Here is a 20168-nt window from a genome sequence, read left to right as displayed (position 1 = left end):
GGATTCACATATTTTCGATAAGTGGCAACGTGATGCAGCAAAACTGGAAGCTGGTATTGACGCTGGCCCTGCTGGCTTTTGTCTCAGGGTGCGGAAAGGACACGCCGACATCCCAGACGTATCCCGTAGCCTCGGCGCCGCCGGTGGAGGTGGAGCCGCTGAAGGCGGCCAAGCTCGAACTGCCGCCGCTGTTCGCCGACATCGAGAAGCGCACGTTCCAGTTCTTCTGGGACACCACCAACGAGAAAAACGGGCTGACGCCCGACCGCTACCCGTCGCGCCCGTTCGCCAGCATCGCCTCGGTCGGCTTCGCCCTGACCGCGTATCCGATCGGCGTCGAGAACGGCTGGATCAACCGCAACCAGGCGGTCGATCGCACCCTGGTTACGCTGAAGTTCTTCCGCGACATGCAGTCCGGCCCGCAGGACACGGGCAAGGGCGCGTACCAGGGTTTCTATTACCACTTCCTCGACATGGACACCGGCCATCGCTACCAGAGCTGGGTCGAGCTCTCCAGCGTCGACACGGCATTGCTTATGATGGGGGTGCTGTTCGCGCAGAGCTACTACGATCGCGACGACGAGCGCGAGAAGCAGATCCGCGACATCGCCGACCAGCTGTATCGCAAGGTTGACTGGACCTGGCTGCAGCAGAACAAGCCGCTGATCTCGATGGGCTGGTTCCCGGAGAGCGGCTTCATCAAGCACGACTGGACCGGCTACAACGAGGCGATGATGCTGTACGTGCTGGCGATGGCCTCGCCGACGCATCCGGTGGACGCCGACGCCTGGACGGTGTGGACGCGCACCTACAACGATGTCTGGGGCGTCTACCAGGGTGAGGAGTTCCTCGCCTTCGGCCCGATGTTCGGCCACCAGTACAGCCATGTCTGGATCGACTTCCGCGGCATCCAGGACGATTACATGCGCGAGCGCGGCATCGACTACTTCGAGAACAGTCGCCGCGCCGCCTACGCCCAGCGCGCCTACGCCATCGCCAATCCGATGAAGTGGGAGGACTACGGGCACGAGACCTGGGGCCTGACCGCAAGTGACGGCCCGCAGCAGACCCTGCAGGAATACCGCGGCGAGCAGCGCCAGTTCCGCCACTATTCCGCGCGTGGCGCCGGCCTGCGCGACACCTTCGACGACGGCACGCTGGCGCCGACGGCGGTGATAGGCTCACTGCCGTTCGCGCCGGAGATCGTCATCCCGACCACGGTCGCGCTGCACGAGCGCTACGGCGATTACCTGTATTCCAGCTATGGCTTCCTCGATTCGTTCAACCCGAGCTTCGACTTCGACATCCCGCTCAAGACCGGCCGCCTGGTGCCGGACAAGGGCTGGGTGGCCAGCGACTACATCGGCATCGACCAGGGGCCGATCCTCGCGATGATCTCCAACTACCGCAACGAGTTCGTCTGGAACGTGATGAAGCGCAACGCCTACATCCGCGCAGGACTTGAAAAGGCCGGGTTCAAGGGCGGCTGGCTGCAGCCGCAGGGCGACACTGTCAGCACCCCGCCGTTGCCGCAGACCAAGAGCGAGAAGGACGCCGCGAACGCGCGTGCGCTGGGCGAGGCCGAATCGCGTGCAGCCCAGGCCAATGATGCGCAGCCTGCGCCGAAGGCCGCTGCCGAGGCGCCGAAGCCATCCAAGCCCACCGCGCCGTCGAAGCAGCCGCAGCAGTGAGCCCGACGTGATCGCGCGCCTGCGCCAGGAAGTGTGCAACCACCTGCGATGGGGCGCGGCGATCGCAGTGCTGGCGGTTGCCGCCCTCGTATCGGCCTGCTCGGGCGATGACGACCGGCGCGAAGTGGTCCGCTTCTGGGCGATGGGCTACGAGGGTGAGGTCGTCGCCCAGCTGATACCGGAGTTCGAGCGTCGCAACCCCGGGATCCGTGTCGAGCTGCAGCAGCTTCCGATCATTTCCGCGCACGAGAAGCTGCTGACCGCCTTCGCGGGCGATGCCTTGCCCGATGTCGGTGCGATCGGCAACACCTGGGTATCGGAGTTCTCGCTGCTCAACGCGCTGACGCCGCTCGATGCGCGCCTGGCCGACACACCGGGCCTGCAGGCCCGCGACTACTTCCAGGGCGCGTGGGATACCGGCGTCATCGGAACCACGGTTTACGCCGTGCCGTGGTACGTCGAGACCCGCTTGCCGTTCTACCGGCGCGACCTGCTCGAAAAGGCCGGCATCGCCCAGCCACCGCGCACGTGGGCGGAATGGAAAGTGGCGATGGCGGCGATCAAGCGCGAGGTCGGCCCAAACCGCTACGCCGCGTTGTTCCCGTTGAACGAAGCCGAGCCGCTGCTGAACCTGGGCATCCAGTCGCCGGAACCGCTGCTGCGCGACGACGGGCGCTACGGCAACTTCCGCAGTCCCGGCTTCAAGCGGGCGCTGGGCTTCTACCGCGACGTGTTCGTCAACAAGTGGGCGCCGGTGGCCAGCAACACCCAGATCGCCAATGTCTGGAACGAGTTCGGTCGCGGCTATTTCAGTTTCTACGTCAACGGCCCGTGGAATATCGCCGAGTTCCGCAACCGCCTGCCGCCACGGTTGCAGTCGACCTGGATGACGATGCCGCTGCCGGGTGAGAACGGTCCGGGCGCCTCGGTCGCCGGTGGCGCCAGCTTCGTCGTGTTCCGCAAGTCCACGCACCAGGATGCGGCGTGGAAGCTGGTCGCCTATCTGTCGCAGCCGGAGATGCAGGTGCGCTTCCATGCACTGACCGGCAACCTGCCGCCGCGACGCAGCGCCTGGGAAGCGCCGACCTTGAGGGACGATGTCTACGCCCGCGCATTCCGCGACCAGCTCGAACGCGCGCGGCCGACGCCGAAGGTGCCGGAGTGGGAGCGCATCGCCAACGAGATCAAGCTGGTCGGCGAGCAGCTGGCCAACGGCCGCCTCAGCGTCGACGAGGCCGCGGCCGAGCTCGACCGCCGCGCCGACAACATCCTCGAGAAGCGCCGCTGGATGCTCGACCACCGCACTATTGGAGCGGCGCCATGATGCGCGCGACCACCGCCGGCTGGATCTTCGCCGGGCCGGCACTGGCGGTGATCGCGGTGTTCTTCGGCCTGCCGGTGCTGGCCGCGCTCGCGCTGAGCCTGACCGACTTCGACATCTACTCGCTGTCCGACATCGCCAACCTGCGCTTCGTCGGCCTGGGCAACTACCTGGGCCTGCTGCAGAACCCGCTGTTCTGGAAGGCGCTGGGCAACACGCTGTACTTCGTCGTCGTCGGCGTGCCGCTGTCGATCGCGGTGTCGCTCGCTGCCGCCTTGCTGCTGCATTCGAAACTGGCGCGGTTCAAGCCGCTGTTCCGCACGGCGTATTTCGCGCCAGTGGTGACCACCGTGGTGGCGATGGCGGTGATCTGGCGCTATCTATTCCATACCGGCTACGGCCTGGTGAACTGGGCGCTGTCGTGGGTCGGCATCGATGCCGTCGACTGGCTCGGCGATCCGAAGTGGGCGATGCCGACGATCATCCTGTTCGCGGTGTGGAAGAACTTCGGCTACAACATGATCATCTTCCTGGCAGGGCTGCAGTCGATCCCGGAAGACCTGTACGAGGCGGCGCGCATCGACGGTGCCTCGCCGCTGCGCCAGTTCCGCCATGTCACCCTGCCGCTGCTCGGCCCGGTGCTGCTGCTGGTATCGATCCTGACCCTGTCGGGTTATTTCCAGCTGTTCGCCGAGCCCTACGTGATGACCCAGGGCGGGCCACTGCAGAGCACGGTAAGCGTGCTGTATCTGATGTATGACGAAGGCTTCAAGTGGTGGAACCTGGGCAACGCGTCGGCGGTGGCGTTCATGCTGTTCGCGCTGATGACGGCGGTGACCAGCGGCCTGTTCTGGTTCGCGCGGCGCAAGGGGGCGGAGTGATGACCCCGCGCCTGGCCAAGGCCATCATCAACGGCCTGCTGATCGCGCTCGGCGTGATCAGCCTGGCGCCGCTGCTGTGGATGCTCTCGGTGTCGTTCATGCAGCCCGGCGAAGCCAGCCAGTTCCCGCCGCCGCTGCTGCCTGCCAGCGCGACGCTGCACAACTACCACGAGCTGTTCGCGCGCGCCGGCATGGGCCGCTACCTGCTCAACAGCTTCCTCATCGCGATCATGGCCACGCTGATCGGCGTGCTGCTCAACACCATGGCCGGCTACGCTTTCGCCAAGCTTCGTTTCGCCGGGCGCGATCGCATCTTCCAGGTGCTGCTGGCCGCCCTGGTGATCCCGGCGCAGGTGACGATGATGCCGCTGTTCCTGATGCTCAAGCAGCTGGGGCTGGTCAACAGCTATGCCGGCGCGATCGTGCCGTCGCTGGCGACGGTGTTCGGCATCTTCCTGGTGCGCCAGTACGCGCGTTCGATTCCGGACGAACTGCTCGAGGCGGCGCGGATCGACGGGGCAGGCGAGGTGCGGATCTTCTTCCAGATCGTGCTGCCGGTACTCAAGCCGATCCTGGTGACGCTGGCGATCTTCGTGTTCCTGGCGTCGTGGAATGACTTCATGTGGCCGCTGATCGTGCTCAGCGACAAGAGCCTGCAGACGCTGCCGGTCGCACTGGCGACGCTTTCGCGTGAGCATGTGCAGGACAACGAGATGATGATGGCCGGCTCGGTGGTGACCGTGCTGCCGGTGCTGTTGCTGTTCCTGGCGTTGCAGCGCTACTACCTGCAGGGGCTGCTGGTGGGGAGCGTGAAGGGATGAGGGGGCGGCTGGTCGCAGTCGCGATTGCAGGCCTGTTCGCGAGCATCGGCATCGCGCCCGTGGCGCAGGGTGCCACCAGGCAGCTCGATGGCTTCGAATCAGCGAAACCGTGGACCGTGGTCACCTCCGACCAGGTCAGCGGCAAGCTGCGCAGCGTCGCCGGCACGCACGGCAAGGCGCTGTGCCTGGACTACGACTTCAATGGAGTCTCTGGCTACGCCGGCATCACGCGTGAGCTGCCGCTGGACTATCCGGACAACTACGCCTTCTCGTTCCAGCTGCGCGGCGACTCGCCGGCCAACGACCTGCAGTTCAAGCTGGTCGACGACAGCGGTGACAACGTCTGGTGGGTGAATCGTCCGCGCTATGCCTTCCCGGCGCAGTGGACGCAGGTGCAGTACAAGCGCCGGCACATCAGCCGTGCCTGGGGGCCGGCGCCGGATCCGACCCTGCGCCACAGCCGCCGGATCGAGTTCACCATCTACAACAGCGTCGGCGGCAAGGGCTCGGTCTGTTTCGACGACCTGGCGATGCGGAACCTGCCGCCGCAGGACGATTCGCCGTTGCGTGGCCATGCCAGTGCGACCGGGGGTGGACGAGCCGGCGATGCTGTCGACGGCAAGCCCGACACCGCATGGCGGACAGCGATCGATACGGCACGGCCACCGCAGTTCACGGTCGATCTTGAGCGCATCCGCGAATTCGGTGGCCTGGTCCTGCGCTGGCTGCCGGGTCTGCAGGCATCGGACTACCGTGTCGAACTCTCCGACGACGACCGCCATTGGCGTCTCGCGCGTGCGGTCAGCGGGGCCGACGGTGGCAGCGATTACCTGGCATTGCCGGAGTCCGAGGCGCGCTACCTGCGGCTGACACCGCTCAAGGCGCCGACCACGGAGTTCGCGCTGGCGGAATTCGATTTGCAGCCGCTGGCATTCGCCGCCACGCCCAATGACTTCGTGCGATCGGTGGCCGCGCAGGCACCACGAGGCACGTGGCCTCGCGGTTTCAGCGGTGAGCAGACGTACTGGACGATCCTCGGCATCGACGGAGGCCTCGAGCAGGGACTGATCGGCGAGGACGGTGCGATCGAGATCGGCAAGGGCGGCTTCAGCATCGAACCGCAAGTCACGACGGCACGGGGCGTCGTCGACTGGGCTGGCGCGGAGATCACGCAGTCGTTGCAGGACGGCTACCTGCCCATCCCGACCGTGCAATGGCGGCACGCCGATTTTCGCCTCGATATCACCGGCTTCGCACAGGGCACGCAATCGCAGTCGCAGCTGGTTGGTCGTTATCGCCTGACCAACACCTCGAAGGTTGCGCAGGACTACGTACTGGGCCTGCGCGTACGGCCGTTGCAGGTCAACCCGCCGACGCAGTTCCTCAATACCGTCGGCGGCGTCAGTGCGATCCATGCGCTGGCACTCGATAACGACCTGGTGATGGTGGATGGCCGGCCCCGACTCAGGCTGTCGCTGCCGGCGACACAGGTGCGCGCCACGACGTTCGATGCACAGGACGCGCCCGCAGCACTCGCCTCACCGACCCGGGTCGATGACCCCACCGGACTGGGCAGCGGCGTGCTCGGGCATGCCGTGCATCTGGCGCCAGGCGAATCCTGGCAGATCGACTGGATCGCGCCGTTGACCGGGCAGCTTGCCGCGTCGCTGGCAAGTGCCGAAGCAGAAGCGATGCAGCAGCAGGCCGCGGCGCAATGGCGCGACAAGCTCGACCGCGTCCAGTTGCACGTGCCGCCCCAGGGCCAGCATGTCGTCGATACGTTGCGCACCGGGCTGGCGCACATGCTGATCAGCCGCATCGGGCCACGCTTGCAGCCGGGCACTCGTTCGTACTCGCGGGCGTGGATCCGCGACGGCGCCATGATCGGCGAAGGCCTGCTGCGGATGGGGCGCGAGGACGTGGCCGAGGAGTTCCTGCGCTGGTACGCGCCGTACCAGTTCGACAACGGCAAGGTGCCGTGCTGTGTCGACGACCGCGGCAGCGATCCGGTGCCGGAGAACGACAGCCATGGCGAGCTGGTCTTCACCGTGGCCGAAGTCTTCCGCTACACCCGCGATCGAGAACTGCTGGCGTCGATGTGGCCGCACGTGCAGGGCGCGGTGCGCTACATGGACCAGCTGCGTCAGAGCGAACGAACCGAAGCCAACCGCAACCGCAATGCCGCCTTCTACGGAATGATGCCGGCCTCGATCAGCCACGAGGGCTACTCGGCCAAGCCGATGCACTCGTACTGGGACAACTTCTGGACGCTGCGCGGCTACAAGGATGCGGTCGAGATCGCGCAATGGCTCGGTCACGACGAGGATGCCGCGCGCTTCGCCGCCTCGCGCGACCAGTTCCGCGACGACCTGTACGCCTCGCTGCGCGCGGCCAAGTCGGAGCACGGCATCGACTTCCTGCCCGGTGCCGCCGAGCTGGGCGATTTCGATGCGACCTCGACCACCATCGCGCTGGCGCCAGGCGGCGAGCAGGCCAACCTGCCGCAGGACCAGCTGCACAACACCTTCGAACGCTACTGGCGCGAGTTCGTCGCCCGTCGCGACGGCACACGCGAATGGAAGGACTACACGCCCTACGAGCTGCGCACGATCGGCAGTTTCGTCCGGCTGGGCTGGCGCGATCGTGCGCATGAGGCATTGGCATTCTTCTTTGCCGACCAGCAGCCGCGCGCGTGGAACCAATGGGCCGAAGTCGTCTCGCGCACGCCGCGCAAGCCGTTCTTCCTCGGCGACCTGCCGCACGCCTGGGTGGCTTCGGACTACGTGCGCTCCGCGCTCGACATGTTCGCCTACAGCCGTGACGACGATTCGCTGGTAGTCGCCGCCGGCATCCCGGCCGACTGGCTGGCGGGCGAGGGCGTCAGCGTGGCGAACCTGCGCACGCCCCAGGGACCTTTGGGTTACTCGATGAAGCGAAGCGGTGATCGCGTCGTGTTCAGGCTCGCGCCAGGGTTCACGCCACCCCCTGGTGGCGTCGTCCTGACCTGGCCGTATCCGCAGCCGCCCGGGCGCACGCGTATCGATGGCCGGCCGGCAAGCTGGCAAGGCAACGAGCTGCGAATCGACCGGGCCGGCGCCAGCGTTGAAATCCAGATTGCCAGCAGCCAGCGCTGAGGGCGGCATCAACGCCACGTGACGGCGTGACGCTGCGTGGTGCGGTATGTAGGCGCGGTGCCCCAGGGCGCGGTATCACCATACTCAAGGAGAATCCATGGAAACGACGGAGCTTCATCGCGGTCGCCTGATCGATCACATCCAGCTGGTCGTGCGCAATCTCGACGCCAGCCGGAAGTTCTACACGGCCGTATTCGATGTCCTCAAGATCCCGATGGCGGGATCAGGTGATGACTACTTCTGGGCTGACGAGCTGTTCGTCTCCACCCGCGACAGCGAGGCGGCACAGGGAGAGCTGACCGGGCGACATCACCTCGCGTTCCAGGCCCAGGACCGGGCCATGGTCGATGCCTTCCACGAGGCCGCGATTGCCAACGGTGGCAAGGACAACGGCGCTCCCGGCGAACGCTTCTACCATCCGGGTTACTACGGCGCTTTCGTGCTGGATCCGGACGGAAACAACATCGAGGCGGTCTACCACGGCGAGGCCACGCGCAGCGCTCCGTCGGTCAAGGTGACGTTCTGATTCTCCGACGCCCGCCGCCGTCGCGGCGGGCGGACTGCAGCGGACGTGGCTGCGGCGTTACTTCTTTTCCGCCGCCGCCATCTCGCGTGCCTTGACCCGCGTGCCCGGCGTCAGCAGCGCGTTCGGTGCCACCACCACGACATCGTTCTCGGCGACGCCGGATAGCACTTCGATCTCGTTGCCGAGATTTCGGCCGAGGGTGACGTCACGGTAATCCAATGCCGAGTCGCGCAGTGTCGCGACCTGCGCGCCGCTGCCGCGCTGGATCACCGCCGACAGCGGCAGGATCGTGGCCGGTGCGGGTCGTGACAGGTGCAATCGCACGCTGCCGACCATGCCGGCGGGAATGCGGCTGTCGGGGTTGGGCAGGCGCAGCTCGGTGCGCATCACGCCCGAATCGCGCGACAGCGACTGCGCGCTGCGAACGACCTGGGCCTTGAACGTCTGCCCCGGCAGTTCCGGGAAACCGACATCGGCTTCCACGCCGGGCTGGATCTGCAGCGCCACGTTCTGCGGCACGTCGATCACCACGCGCAGTGGATCGAGCGAGCTGACTTCGAACAGCGGCGTGGCGGTGGTGGAATCGCCGACGACGCGGTCACCGCGTTCGATGTTGCGCGCGACCACCACACCGGAGAACGGCGCGCGCACCGTCTGGAATCCCTGTCGCTCGCGCGCCGAGGTCAGGCGAGCTTCGGCAGCCGCTTCGGCGGCGACGGCGACGTCATGGTTGGCCTTGCGGTCGCTGTACAACTCTTTCGAGATCGCGCCGGAACCGACCAGCACATTGGCGCGATCGAAGTTGACCTTGGCCAGCGTCTCGTCGGCGCGCGCGCGTGCCAGTTCGGCCTGTGCCTCGCGCACGGCCTGGTCGGCTTCCGGCGCGGCGATCACCGCCAGCATCTGGCCGGCCACGACCTTGTCGCCAAGGTCGGCGCGGCGTTCGCTGATGAAGCCGGTGGCGCGCGCATAGATCTGCGCCGATTCCCCGGCCACCGCGCGTGCGGGCAGGGTCAGGTCGTAGGCGCTGTCGGCGGCCTTGGCCCGGACGGTCAGCACTTCCGGCACCACGGTCGCGGGCGTGGGTTCCGCAGCGCCGTTGCTGCAGGCGGCCAACGCGGTGATGAGTGCAGTAGCGACAGCCCCGTGCGCGAGGCGATGGGAAATGATCATGGAGTGGCTCCTGCTTCGGCGCCGTCAGGGTTGGCAGTGCTGGGGGAATCGTCAATGTCGGGCATCGCGGCGCGTCGCGCCGCTGCCGGCATGCGCCGTCCCAGTACTGCGAGAATGGAAGGAACCAGGATCAGCGTCGCCGGCGTGCCGAACAGCAGGCCGCCGATCACCGCGCGCCCGAGCGGCGCGTTCTGTTCACCGCCTTCGCCCAGGCCAATGGCCATCGGGATGATGCCCAGGATCATCGCGCTGGCGGTCATCAGCACCGGCCGCAGTCGCACCGCCGCCGATTCGTACGCAGCCAGTTCTGGGTCGTGGCCCGCCGCGACGAGACCGCGCGCGAAGCTGGTGACGAGCACGCTGTTGGCGGTGGATACGCCGATGACCATCATCACGCCCATCAGTGCCGGCACGCTCAACGGCGTGCCGGTGACGAACAGGCCGAACGCGGCGCCGGCGATGGCCAACGGCAGGCCCGACATCGCCACCAGCGGCTGGATCCACGACTGGAAGTTGACCACGAGCACCAGGAATACCAGCGCCGCCGACATCAACAGTCCGGCCGCGAGTTCGCTATAGGCGCTGCTCATCTCGCCGGCCTGGCCGGCGACCTCGATGCGGTTGCCGGGCTTGAGCTTGCCCTGCAGTTCGGTGGTGATCGCGGTGAGGCGGTCCTGCACCGAGCCCAGGTCGGTGCCTTCGACATTGGCCAGCACGCTGATGGTCGGCGCCAGCGTCGTGCGCGCCAGGCTCGCCGGCACGCTGCGCGGCGTGACCGTGGCGATGTTGCGCAGCAGGACGGCCTGGCCGTCGCTGCCGATGCGCAGCGGCGCGTTGAGGAGCGCATCGATGCTGGTCATGTTCACCGGCGGTGCCTGCACCTGCACCGTGTACGCGATCGCGTTGACCGTGTCGGTCCAGTAAACCGGAGTGACGGTGCCTGAGGAGCCGAGCACCGCCAGCACCGCGCGGCTGGCCTGTTGCGCGTCCAGGCCGAGCTGGGCGGCGCGGGTGCGATCGATGCGCACCTGGTATTCGGGCAGGTCGAGCACCTGGCGCAGGGCGACGTCGGCCGCGCCGGGCACCTGCTTTAGGCGCTGCTCGATCTCGCGGGCGAGGGCGAGGTTGCCGGCCGCGTCACGACCGATCACGCGAACCTCAAATGCAGCGGCCGCAGAGCCGGCGAGCGTGCGGCTGGTGGCGTCGGGCGGTCGCTCGAACACCTTCACGTCGGGGAAGCGCTCGGCGATGCGGCGACGGATCTGCACCAGGTAGTCGTGGCTGGAGTGATGCGGCGTGCGCAGCTGCAGCATCACCTCGGCCTCGAACGAGCCGACCACGGCGCTGTCGACCAGCGACAGGTTGACCGCGTCGGGCATGCCGATCTGTTCGTAGACGGTCTGCAGTTCCGAAGCCGGGATGATCTTGCGGATCTCACGCTGGATCTCGGTCAGGCGCGCCGCGGTTTCCTCCAGGCGCGTGCCGCTGGGCAGCCGCACCTGCAGGCGCAACTGGCCGGCGTCGACCTGGGGGAAGTACTCGCGACCGAGCGAGAGCGCCGACACCGCGCCGATCGCGATCACCGCCAGCGCGGTCAGCGCCAGCACGCCACCGTGGTGACCCAGCCGCACCAGCAGGGCGTGGTGGCGGTCGCGCAGTGAATCGAGCGTGTGCTCAACCTTGTGGTTGACCTTGAGCAGAGCGCGCTCCGCCTGCCAGCGCGGATTCTCGCGGCTGCGGATGTCGGCCGGCAGCAGCAGGTAGCACAGCACCGGAATGAGCGTGCGCGACAACAGGAACGAGGCGAGCATGGCGAAGATCACCGCCAGCGCCAGCGGCGTGAACACCCACGCCGACAAGCCCGTCATCAGCAGGATGGGCGTGAGCACGATGCAGATCGAGATGGTCGAGACCATCTCCGGGAACACCACCTCGCGGGCGCTGTCGAGGATCGCCGTGCGCACGTCCTTGCCCATGGCGATGTTGCGGTTGGTGTTCTCGACGTCGACCACCGCGTTGTCGACCAGGATGCCGATCGCCAGCGCCAGGCCGCCGAGCGTCATCACGTTGAAGGTGTAGCCGAGCAGGCTGAGCATCGTCACCGACGCCAGCAGGGCCAGCGGGATCGCCGACAGCACGATCAGGCTCGAGCGCCAGGAACCGATGAACACCAGCACCACCAGCGCCACCAGCAGGCCGACCAGCAGCACCTCATGGCGGATCGAGTCGATGGCGTGGTCGACGAACACCGACTGGTCGAAGATCGGCTGGATGCGCGTGCCGGTCGGCGCCGAAGCCTCGATCTCCGGCAGGCGCTCGCGCACCGCGCGCACGATCTCCACCGCCGACGCGCCGCCCAGCTTGATCAGCGCCACCGCGACCGCACTGGAACCGTCCATGCGCGCGACGTTGGTCTGCAGCGCGCCGCCGTCGCGGACCGAGGCGATGTCGCGGATATAGATGACCGTGCCGTTGCGCGCGGCCACCGGGATTTCCAGGAACTCGGCCGCGCTGGCCGGGCTGGTGTCCAGCGAGATCTGCATCTCGCGCGCGTTCTCGCGGATCGAGCCGGAGGGCAGGGTGGGACTGCCGCGCTCAAGCGCGGTCGTCACGTCAGCAGGTGTCAGTCCGTAGGTCTGCAGTGCCGCCGGGTTGAGGTCGACCATGATCTGCCGCGCGGCGCCGCCGTAGGGCAGCGTCATGCGGATGCCGGGGATGGTCTGGATCTGCGAGCGCAGTTGCAGGCGCGCGTAATCGTAGAGCTGGGCTTCGGTCAGCGAGTCCGACGACAGCACCAGCATCAGCACCGGCGTGCTGGAGACGTTGTTGCGGATTACCAGCGGCGGCGACGTGCCAGGCGGCATGCGCCGCAGGATCGTCTGCGAGACCGCGGTGATCTGGCCCAGTGCACGGTCAAGGCTCACCGTCGGCTGGAAGTCGATGCGCACGATGCTGGCGCCGGTCAGGGACTCCGAACGCACTTCCTTGAGGTCGTCGACGGTGTTCATGATCGCCGCCTCGGAGAACGAGGTCAGCTTGGCCGCCATGTCCGCCGCCGGCAGGCCGTTGTACGTCCACACCAGGTTGACCGAGGGGATCCCGACTTCAGGCAGGATGTCGGTCGGCATGCGCCGGGTCGCCAGCGTGCCGAACAGCAGGATCAGGATCGCGAGCACGCCGATGGTGTACCGGCGACTCAGGGCGTATTGGACAATCCACATCGCGTGCGGTCCGCTGGGGGTGGGGGCTGGCTCCGGCTTCCACGCCGACGGGCCTGCAGGCCTCGTCCGACGCCCACCAGATCCGTGTGATCAAGTTACGGGTTCATGCCTTTCCAGTGGTAGTACATTGCTGCTTGAAAATTGCCTGATCCTGCAAATCGACCAGATCGGCACATTCCCGGCCCCGATTACGCCGATAATTCCCCGGTCAGGCTGGAAGGCGGGAAACCCATGAATCTCATTGCTTCCATGTCAGAAGTCACGCCCCGGGCAGGGTGCCCGAAGCTGGCCGAGCTGGCGGACCGGATTGCCCGATTGACACCGGACGACGGCATCCACGCCACCGCCATCGACGCCCTGAGCCTGGTCCGGATCAGCACGCCCACCGCTTGCACGCCGGTCGTGTACGAGCCGCGCCTGTGCATCGTTGCCCAAGGCAGCAAGGTGGCCACGCTGGACGGCCAGACCTATCACTACAACCCGCTCAATTACCTGGTGGTGTCAGTGACGTTGCCGGTGTTCGGACAGGTGGTGGAGGCCACGCCCGAGCATCCGTACCTGTGCCTGCGCCTGGACATCGACCCGGACGAAGTGGCCGCGCTGATCGCCGACACCGCCGACCATGAGTCGACGCATGCGGGCGTCGATCCGGGGCTGTACGCCGCTCGCGTCAACACGCCGCTGATGGATGCGGTGCTGCGACTGATGAACCTGCTCGACACGCCGCAGGACCTGCCGGTGCTGGCGCCGATGGCGCAACGCGAGATTCTTTACCGCGTGTTGACCGGCGACCTCGGCCATCGCCTGCGCGCGATCGCCGCCACCGATGGTCGTTCGAGCCGCATCGCCCGCGCCGTGGCGACGCTGCGGCAACGCTACCTGCAGCCGTTGAGCATCGACGAGCTGGCCAGCAGCGTGCACATGAGCACGTCGTCGTTCCACCACCAGTTCAAGGCGGTGACGACGATGTCGCCGTTGCAGTTCCAGAAGCACCTGCGCCTGCACGAGGCCCGCCGCCTGATGATGGCCGGAGGCATGGAGGCGATGAGTGCTGCGAGGCACGTGGGCTACGAAAGCCCGTCGCAGTTCAGTCGTGAGTACAAGCGACTGTTCGGTGCGCCGCCGCGCTTCGAGGCCGGACGGGCGAGGGCGGTGCCGCAGGTCTGATCACCTGCGTTGAACTCATACGACCGGCTTACACGTGCATCGAGACCAGCGAGGCGCGCAATCCGGTTTCGTCGAACAGGCGCCGCAGGCGACGCTCTACCTGGGACAGATCCTCCAGTCCCGGTTGTGCATACAGCGAGTAGATCGGGCGGTTGTTGTCGGGATAACCGCCGGCCTTGCGACCCACACTTACATCCGGCGACTGGCACGCCCTGACCCAGATCGACTGCAGGGCCGTGGGGCTGATGCTCTGCCCGTTACCGAGGGTGAAGCGGAAGATTGCAACCTGATGCTTCATGGTGTCCGCCTCGATGGGGGTTGGCTGAGTATGCGCCGTATGACGAAGCTTGGGCGTGAACTTCGTCGATTTGTCCCGAGAAACGAATCCCGGCGGCAATCGCGGGTTCGTCGCCATTCAAGCGCCAGCTGCTGAAGCGGCGTACCATGTCGCTGCACACCGTTCCCCTCACGCGTCCCGCTCGACCGCTCTCCAGTCGCCCGCTGCGCTCCCGCCATGCGACACCGCCCGCCGACACGACGGCCGGCGCCCGCCGAGAGTTCCTCATTGTCCTTCTTTACCCGCAATCTCACGGCCGACGTGCTCGCGGCCGGAGTGCACTGGCGCAATGGCCGCCTGCGCTCGTTGCCCGACAGCTCGCAACAGGCCGCCGTCGCCACGGGTCGTGCCTGATGGGCGAGAAGCGCTCGGAAGTTTCGTGCAGCCGTTGCGACGCAGTGTGCTGTCGCCTGACGGTGGTGCTGATGCCAGAAGACGACGTGCCCCGGCACATGGTCGAGCGCCTTGCCGATGGCCCCGAGGTGATGGCGCGCGACGAGGAAGGCTGGTGCGTCGCAGTCGACCATAGCCGCATGTGCTGCAGCATCTACGACCAGCGTCCAGGGGTCTGCCGCAAGTTCGCCATGGGCAGTGCCTACTGCCGCTCCGAGCGCGCGGCCTACCGCGAGATGCAGGCCCAGGCGATTCCGCTGGCACTGATCGACGAACCGCGCCGCTGAGCGCGGCGCCGGTGTCGCGCATGACGCGAAGTCGACGCCGTTTGTTGTAGCTTCCCGGCCATTGCCAGGGAGGCGAAATGGCCATCGAACTCGATCACATCCTGGTGCCGTCTCGTGATCGCGTTGCGTCGGCGAAGCTGCTGGCGCATCTGCTCGACGTGCCATGGTCGCCGACCGGCATCGGCCCGTTCGCGCCGGTGTATGTCAACGACGGGCTGACCTTCGACTTCGACCAGTGGAGCGAGCCGTTCCCGCTGATCCACTATTGCTTCCGCGTCGGCGAGGGCGAGTTCGACGCGATCCTGCAGCGCATCCGCGCTGCGGGCATCGACTATCGCAGCGCCGTCCACGGGCCGGTTGATCATCAGATCGATACCGCACACGGCGGCCGCATCGTCTACTGGAACGAGCCCGATGGCCACCAGTGGGAGATGCTGACGGTCAGCTACGCCCGCGCGTCATGAGGTCGATGGTTTGCCGGCACGCGATCATGCGCACCAGTGCACCTGCAGCGGGGTGCCGTGGATGCTGTCCAATGCGGTCAGCACCGGCCAGCGGGCGTGATTGCCATCGGCCAGTGCCTGCATGAAAACCTCCCGCTTGCGGGCGCCCTGGATCAGCAGCAGGCGCGAGGGCACCCGTGTCATGCCGCGTGGGGTCAGGCTGATCCGCCGCGTCCAGCGCCGCGCACCCGGGCAACCGGTGGCGTCCACGGCCATGTAGTCGTTGCGACTGGCGAATACCCGGTCGAGGTCGCCCATGCCGGGGAACAGCGATGCGACGTGGCCGTCTTCGCCCATGCCCAGCACCGCAACGCAGGCCTGGACCTTGGCAAAGGCGTTGGCGCCGGCAACCACTTCCTCGATCGACTTTCCAGGCCGGGTCATCGGCTCGAAATGCGTGGCCGCGGCCTGCTGCTGCAGCAGGTTCGTGCGCACCAGGTGGGCATTGCTGTCGAGGTCCTGCGGCTGCAGCCAGCGTTCGTCGACCAGTCCGACGTTGACCCGGTCCCAGTCCAGCGGCGCTTTCGACAAGGCGCGGTAAACCGGAGCAGGCGTGGTGCCGCCCGACAGCAACAGGCGCGCCCGTGGATGCGTGGTCAGCTCACGCCGCAGTTCAGCCGCGATGGACACCGCGACCGCCCAGGTCCAGACGTCCTTGTTGGCATGGACGTGCAGGTCGTGGTGCGGTAGCAGGTGCGTCGCCGTGGCGGGTTCGTGCGAGCGTTCGGCAGCCATCGCTCGATACTGGCACAGCCGGCTTCAAGGTCGCGTGTGCTGCGCCAGGGCCGCGGCACCAAGCAGGCCAGGTTGCGGATGGATCACCGCCAGGGTCGGGATGCGCGCCATCACGGCCGAGAACCGGCCCTTGTGCTCGAAGCGCTGGCGGAAGCCCGAATGCGCGATCGCCGACAGCAACTTCGGCACCAGGCCGCCGGTCAGGAAGACGCCGTCCCATGCCCCCAGCGTCAGCACCAGGTCGCCGGCAGCGGCGCCGAACACGGCGCAGAAGATGTCGATGGTGCGCAGGCTGCGCGGGTCGCCTTCACGGGCACGGGCGGTGATGTCGGCCGGCTTGAGCGGGCCGGGGTCTTCGCCGGCGATCGCGCTCAGCGCCCGATGCAGGTTGACCAGGCCCATGCCACTGACCAGGCGCTCGTTGGAGACCCGTCCGAATTCGCCCGACAGGTGCTGCAGGATCTCGATTTCTTCCGGCGTGTTCGGCGCGAAGCTGACGTGGCCGCCTTCGGTCTGCAGCGGGTAGTAGCGGCCGTCGCGGCGCAACAGGCCACCCACGCCCAGGCCGGTGCCGGCGCCGATCACGGCGAAGGTGCGGTCGGAATTGTCATGGCCGTCCCAGCCCGCCGCGCCCAGGGCAACCACGTCCTCGGGCTGGAGCAGGGATGCACCCATCGCCTGCGCGGCGAAATCATTGACCAGTTCGACCGACTCCAGGCCCAGCGCATCGCGCGTGCGTGCCGCCGAGATCACCCACGGGTGGTTGGTGATGCGGGCTTCGTCGCCGTCGACCCGGCCGGCCACGGCGAACACGCCGGTGCGCGGCTTTGCGCCGGTGGTGTCGAGGTAGTGGCGGGCGGCATCGGCCAGCGACGGGAACTGCGTGACGGAGAACTCGCGCACGCTGTCGATGAGCAGCGGCGTGCGGCTGTCCTGGCGGGCCAGGGCGAAGCGGGCATTGGTTCCGCCGATATCGGCAAGAAGGGCATCGGCCGCCGGGTCAATTGCTGCCGCAGACTGGGGAACACTCAAGGATCACCACCGCACGATCGGATTGCAGACGAGATTGCAGGCGAACGGCGCAACGCCGAGCCCGGGCTGCCGGCAGCGTAATGCAGTCCCGGGGCGATGTCTTGCGCGTGGGGCCGGCGGCGAATGATTTGTCCGGATGTAAACGAAATCAGCGCCAACCAGTGCAGCACAGTACCTGTCAGTAGGGTAGCGGCTCGGCGAGCTTGCGTCCGTGCGAGGCGATCACCTGCGAGTACCACAGCGCACTGTCCTTCGGCGTGCGCTCCTGGGTGCCGTAGTTGACATGGATCATGCCGAATCGCTTGGAGTAGCCCAGCGACCATTCCAGGTTGTCCATCAGCGACCACAGCATGTAGCCGCGGATGTCGACGCCGGCCTGGATCGCATCGTGGATGGCGCTGATGTGCTTGCGCAGGTAATCCATGCGCAGCGGGTCGCGCACGCGACGCTCGCCCGACACCGGATCGACATCGGCCGTGGGCGGATCGAAGAACGCCGCGCCGTTCTCGGTGATGTAGACCGGCAGGTCGCCATAGGTCTGCTTGAACCACAGCAGCAGGTCGGTCAGTCCCTGTGGGAACACTTCCCAGCCGGTCTCGGTGTAGGTGCCCAGCGGCTGCCTGACCACGCCGGTGTTGAGCGGGTAGCTCGGCGCGTCCTTGGTGACGCTGCGGGTGTAGTAGTTGATGCCGACGAAATCGAGCGGCTGCTGAATCAGTTCGAAGTCCTCGGCCGGCCAGTCCGGCCACGCCTCGCCGAAGATCTCCTTGAGCTCGGGCGGGTAGTGGCCGAGCAGGGCAGGGTGGAGGTACTGCTCGTTCATGTAGGCATGGGCGCGGCGCACCGCGGCCTGGTCTTCCGCCGAATCGCTGGCGGCGTACTTGGGTTCGATGTTCACCACCAGGCCGATCTCGTGCTTGCCGATCTCGCGGTACGCCTTCACCGCCGCGCCGTGCGCGCGCATCAGGTTGTGCGAGGCGATCGGGGCTTCGAACTTGCTGCGGTGGCCCGGTGCGAGCGCGCCGTGCAGGTAGCCGCCATCGGTGACCACCCATGGCTCGTTGTGCGTGACCCACTTCTTCACCCGGCCGTCGAGCGCGCGGTACATGACCGATGCGTACTCGGCGAACCAGTCGGCGATCTCGCGGTTGAGCCAGCCGCCGCGATCGTCGAGCGCCGCCGGCAGGTCCCAATGGAACAGCGTCAGCAGCGGTTCGATATCGTTGGCGAGCAGTTCGTCGACCAGGTTGGAATAGAAATCCAGGCCCTTCTGGTTCACCCGGCCGGTGCCCTCGGGAAGGATCCGCGACCACGACACACTGAAGCGGTAAGCCTTCAGGCCGAGTTTGCGCATCAGCTTCACGTCGTCGCGCCAGCGGTTGTAGTGGTCGCACGCCACATCGCCGGTGTCACCGTTGAGCATCATCCCCGGGGTATGGGCGAAGCGCGTCCAGATGCTGGGGCCGGCACCGTCGGCCATCGGCGAGCCTTCGATCTGGTGGGCGGCGGTGGCGGCACCCCAGAGGAAGCCTTCGGGGAATACGAACTGGTCGGCGCCTGGTGCTCGGCTCATCGGCTCGGTCTCGGGGGAGATGGTGACGGTGGATATGCGTGAAAACGGTTACATGGCAGGATAGCCGACGGCGGTGCCCATTGGGAACCATCGGTCGCCTTCGAACAAGTGTTTCCAGGCGACGGGCGATAGTGAAACGATCAAAGTGAAACGAGCCTCGTGCCACGGGGACGGCTCTGGAGAATTCATGGCGAAGGTCACGCTGGATCGTCTGCGCAAGGTCTATCCGAACGGCTTTGTCGGTGTGGACGATGCCAGCTTCGAGATTGCAGACGGCGAGTTGCTGGTGCTGGTCGGTCCATCCGGCTGCGGCAAGTCAACGCTGTTGCGGATGATCGCCGGCCTGGAGCAGATCAGCAGTGGCGAACTGCGCATCGGCGAGCGCCTGGTCAACGAAGTGGCGCCGAAGGATCGCGATATCGCGATGGTGTTCCAGAGCTACGCGCTGTATCCGCACATGAGCGTGGCCGAGAACCTGGGCTTCGGCCTGAAGCTGCGCGGCACCGGCAAGGCCGAGATCGAACGTCGCGTGCGCGAGGCCGCGGGCATGCTCGAGCTCGAATCCCTGCTGGATCGTAAACCCGCCGCACTGTCGGGCGGCCAGCGCCAGCGTGTCGCGCTGGGGCGCGCACTGGTGCGGCAACCGCAGGTGTTCCTGCTCGATGAGCCGCTGTCGAACCTCGATGCCAAGCTGCGAGCTTCCACGCGCGTGGAGATCTCGCGACTGCACCGGCAGCTGGGCACCACCATGGTCTATGTCACCCACGACCAGATCGAGGCGATGACCCTGGGCCAGCGCATCGTCGTGCTCGACAAGGGGCGCATCCAGCAGATCGATACGCCGATGGGGCTGTACAGCCGGCCGGCGAACCTGTTCGTGGCGACGTTCCTGGGCAGCCCGAAGATGAACCTGTTGCGGGGCGAGGTCGTCGAGGACGACGGCCTGAAGCTGCGCGTGGGCAACGTGGAACTGCCGTTGCGGCCGGAGGCCGGCATGGTCGAGCGCGTGCGCGGCTACCAGGGCAGGCAACTGACGGTCGGGCTGCGTCCGGAGGACATGTCCCTGGCGCAGGCCGGTCCCGGGCACCTGGCCGCGCTGGTCGAGGCGGTCGAGCCCGTCGGCAACGAGGCCTTCCTCGACCTGGACTGCGGCGGCAGCGACCTGATCCTGCGCGTCCCGCCCCGGGACCTGCCCAAGGTGGGCGATACGGTGCACCTGGGGTATGTGGCCGAGCAAATGCACTACTTCGACCCGGACAGCGGGGCCAGCCTGCGGGCTTGAGGGCCGCTATACTCCTTGTGAAGACATGGCTCACGAGCCGTGCGCCTCCCATGAGAATCAATGGCTTGGGAGGCGGAATTTATTCATATGT

The 20168-nt window shown here is 66.9% G+C and carries 17 protein-coding genes; 11 read left to right on the top strand and 6 right to left on the bottom strand.

All coding sequences use genetic code 11. From position 1 onward, the window contains the following. Nucleotides 1-32: 32 nt before the first annotated feature. The 6 genes from AC3A3Q_RS01055 (at nt 33) to AC3A3Q_RS01030 (ending at nt 8374) form a co-directional block, all read left to right on the top strand. Nucleotides 33-1691: a glucoamylase family protein gene (locus AC3A3Q_RS01055; protein ID WP_487584497.1), complete on the top strand. Its 1659-nt coding sequence runs from the start codon at nt 33-35 to the stop codon at nt 1689-1691. A gap of 10 nt (nt 1692-1701) precedes the next feature. Continuing rightward, nucleotides 1702-3015 carry a sugar ABC transporter substrate-binding protein gene (locus AC3A3Q_RS01050; RefSeq protein ID WP_487584903.1) on the top strand — a complete coding sequence of 438 codons (1314 nt, stop codon included), beginning with the start codon at nt 1702-1704 and terminating at the stop codon, nt 3013-3015. Next, nucleotides 3012-3893, top strand: a complete 882-nt coding sequence (locus AC3A3Q_RS01045; RefSeq protein ID WP_487584496.1) for a carbohydrate ABC transporter permease — start codon at nt 3012-3014, stop codon at nt 3891-3893. Before AC3A3Q_RS01050 ends, AC3A3Q_RS01045 begins: the two co-directional genes overlap by 4 nt. After that, complete coding sequence (locus AC3A3Q_RS01040; RefSeq protein WP_487584495.1) at nt 3893-4714, top strand: carbohydrate ABC transporter permease; 822 nt, start codon at nt 3893-3895, stop codon at nt 4712-4714. The genes AC3A3Q_RS01045 and AC3A3Q_RS01040 overlap by 1 nt, the downstream gene beginning before the upstream one ends. Next, the gene (locus AC3A3Q_RS01035; protein ID WP_487584494.1) at nt 4711-7848 is read left to right on the top strand and encodes a discoidin domain-containing protein; all 3138 of its coding nucleotides are present in this window, start codon (nt 4711-4713) and stop codon (nt 7846-7848) included. The genes AC3A3Q_RS01040 and AC3A3Q_RS01035 overlap by 4 nt, the downstream gene beginning before the upstream one ends. A 97-nt stretch (nt 7849-7945) precedes the next feature. Continuing rightward, nucleotides 7946-8374: a VOC family protein gene (locus tag AC3A3Q_RS01030; RefSeq protein WP_487584493.1), complete on the top strand. Its 429-nt coding sequence runs from the start codon at nt 7946-7948 to the stop codon at nt 8372-8374. A gap of 57 nt (nt 8375-8431) precedes the next feature. Here the strand turns inward: AC3A3Q_RS01030 and AC3A3Q_RS01025 are convergent, their stop codons facing one another. Together AC3A3Q_RS01025 and AC3A3Q_RS01020 are read right to left on the bottom strand one after the other, a co-directional pair. Beyond that, nucleotides 8432-9547, bottom strand: coding sequence for an efflux RND transporter periplasmic adaptor subunit (locus AC3A3Q_RS01025; RefSeq protein ID WP_487584492.1), 1116 nt, complete (start codon nt 9545-9547; stop codon nt 8432-8434). Further along, complete coding sequence (locus tag AC3A3Q_RS01020) at nt 9544-12768, bottom strand: efflux RND transporter permease subunit (RefSeq protein ID WP_487584491.1); 3225 nt, start codon at nt 12766-12768, stop codon at nt 9544-9546. The genes AC3A3Q_RS01025 and AC3A3Q_RS01020 overlap by 4 nt, the downstream gene beginning before the upstream one ends. A 231-nt stretch (nt 12769-12999) precedes the next feature. Here AC3A3Q_RS01020 and AC3A3Q_RS01015 point away from each other — a divergent pair, with 231 nt between their 5' ends. Beyond that, on the top strand, nt 13000-13935 hold the full coding sequence (locus tag AC3A3Q_RS01015; protein WP_487584490.1) for an AraC family transcriptional regulator: 936 nt from the start codon (nt 13000-13002) through the stop codon (nt 13933-13935). A gap of 28 nt (nt 13936-13963) precedes the next feature. Here AC3A3Q_RS01015 and AC3A3Q_RS01010 read toward each other — a convergent pair whose 3' ends face one another. Beyond that, entirely contained in the window at nt 13964-14233 is a 270-nt protein-coding gene (locus AC3A3Q_RS01010) for a hypothetical protein (RefSeq protein ID WP_158730749.1), read from the bottom strand. A 267-nt stretch (nt 14234-14500) separates the two neighbouring features. Here AC3A3Q_RS01010 and AC3A3Q_RS01005 point away from each other — a divergent pair, with 267 nt between their 5' ends. From AC3A3Q_RS01005 to AC3A3Q_RS00995, 3 genes are all read left to right on the top strand, one after another. Next, nucleotides 14501-14626 carry a hypothetical protein gene (locus AC3A3Q_RS01005; RefSeq protein ID WP_487584489.1) on the top strand — a complete coding sequence of 42 codons (126 nt, stop codon included), beginning with the start codon at nt 14501-14503 and terminating at the stop codon, nt 14624-14626. Beyond that, on the top strand, nt 14626-14952 hold the full coding sequence (locus AC3A3Q_RS01000; protein WP_158730750.1) for a YkgJ family cysteine cluster protein: 327 nt from the start codon (nt 14626-14628) through the stop codon (nt 14950-14952). Before AC3A3Q_RS01005 ends, AC3A3Q_RS01000 begins: the two co-directional genes overlap by 1 nt. 77 nt (nt 14953-15029) lie before the next feature. Continuing rightward, nucleotides 15030-15416 (top strand): VOC family protein, encoded by a 387-nt coding sequence (locus tag AC3A3Q_RS00995; protein WP_487584488.1) that lies wholly within the window; start codon nt 15030-15032, stop codon nt 15414-15416. 24 nt (nt 15417-15440) lie between these two features. Here the strand turns inward: AC3A3Q_RS00995 and pgl are convergent, their stop codons facing one another. From pgl to AC3A3Q_RS00980, 3 genes are all read right to left on the bottom strand, one after another. Then, nucleotides 15441-16190, bottom strand: a complete 750-nt coding sequence (gene pgl / locus AC3A3Q_RS00990; protein WP_487584487.1) for a 6-phosphogluconolactonase — start codon at nt 16188-16190, stop codon at nt 15441-15443. A gap of 24 nt (nt 16191-16214) precedes the next feature. Next, the gene (gene glk, locus AC3A3Q_RS00985; RefSeq protein ID WP_487584902.1) at nt 16215-17195 is read right to left on the bottom strand and encodes a glucokinase; all 981 of its coding nucleotides are present in this window, start codon (nt 17193-17195) and stop codon (nt 16215-16217) included. A gap of 205 nt (nt 17196-17400) precedes the next feature. Beyond that, a complete protein-coding gene (locus tag AC3A3Q_RS00980) occupies nt 17401-18795 on the bottom strand; it encodes a GH1 family beta-glucosidase (RefSeq protein ID WP_487584486.1) in 1395 nt (464 codons plus the stop codon). A 187-nt stretch (nt 18796-18982) separates the two neighbouring features. Here AC3A3Q_RS00980 and AC3A3Q_RS00975 point away from each other — a divergent pair, with 187 nt between their 5' ends. Next, nucleotides 18983-20077, top strand: coding sequence for an ABC transporter ATP-binding protein (locus tag AC3A3Q_RS00975; protein ID WP_487584485.1), 1095 nt, complete (start codon nt 18983-18985; stop codon nt 20075-20077). Nucleotides 20078-20168: the final 91 nt, after the last annotated feature.

It is taken from the genome of Lysobacter sp. Soil_C_59 (assembly GCF_057656415.1).
The sequence above is the reverse complement of the archived record's forward strand: the minus strand, read 5'-3'. Positions and strand labels throughout refer to the sequence as shown.

Coding starts and splice junctions, on each gene's coding strand:
- AC3A3Q_RS00975 (WP_487584485.1), top strand. CDS start 18,983: ATGGCGAAGGTCACGCTGGATCGTCTGCGCAAGGTCTATCCGAACGGC.
- AC3A3Q_RS01035 (WP_487584494.1), top strand. CDS start 4,711: ATGAGGGGGCGGCTGGTCGCAGTCGCGATTGCAGGCCTGTTCGCGAGC.
- AC3A3Q_RS01055 (WP_487584497.1), top strand. CDS start 33: ATGCAGCAAAACTGGAAGCTGGTATTGACGCTGGCCCTGCTGGCTTTT.
- AC3A3Q_RS01025 (WP_487584492.1), bottom strand. CDS start 9,547: ATGATCATTTCCCATCGCCTCGCGCACGGGGCTGTCGCTACTGCACTC.
- AC3A3Q_RS01020 (WP_487584491.1), bottom strand. CDS start 12,768: ATGTGGATTGTCCAATACGCCCTGAGTCGCCGGTACACCATCGGCGTG.
- AC3A3Q_RS01030 (WP_487584493.1), top strand. CDS start 7,946: ATGGAAACGACGGAGCTTCATCGCGGTCGCCTGATCGATCACATCCAG.
- AC3A3Q_RS01010 (WP_158730749.1), bottom strand. CDS start 14,233: ATGAAGCATCAGGTTGCAATCTTCCGCTTCACCCTCGGTAACGGGCAG.
- AC3A3Q_RS00980 (WP_487584486.1), bottom strand. CDS start 18,795: ATGAGCCGAGCACCAGGCGCCGACCAGTTCGTATTCCCCGAAGGCTTC.
- AC3A3Q_RS01040 (WP_487584495.1), top strand. CDS start 3,893: ATGACCCCGCGCCTGGCCAAGGCCATCATCAACGGCCTGCTGATCGCG.
- AC3A3Q_RS01045 (WP_487584496.1), top strand. CDS start 3,012: ATGATGCGCGCGACCACCGCCGGCTGGATCTTCGCCGGGCCGGCACTG.
- AC3A3Q_RS01015 (WP_487584490.1), top strand. CDS start 13,000: ATGAATCTCATTGCTTCCATGTCAGAAGTCACGCCCCGGGCAGGGTGC.
- AC3A3Q_RS00995 (WP_487584488.1), top strand. CDS start 15,030: ATGGCCATCGAACTCGATCACATCCTGGTGCCGTCTCGTGATCGCGTT.
- AC3A3Q_RS01000 (WP_158730750.1), top strand. CDS start 14,626: ATGGGCGAGAAGCGCTCGGAAGTTTCGTGCAGCCGTTGCGACGCAGTG.
- pgl (WP_487584487.1), bottom strand. CDS start 16,190: ATGGCTGCCGAACGCTCGCACGAACCCGCCACGGCGACGCACCTGCTA.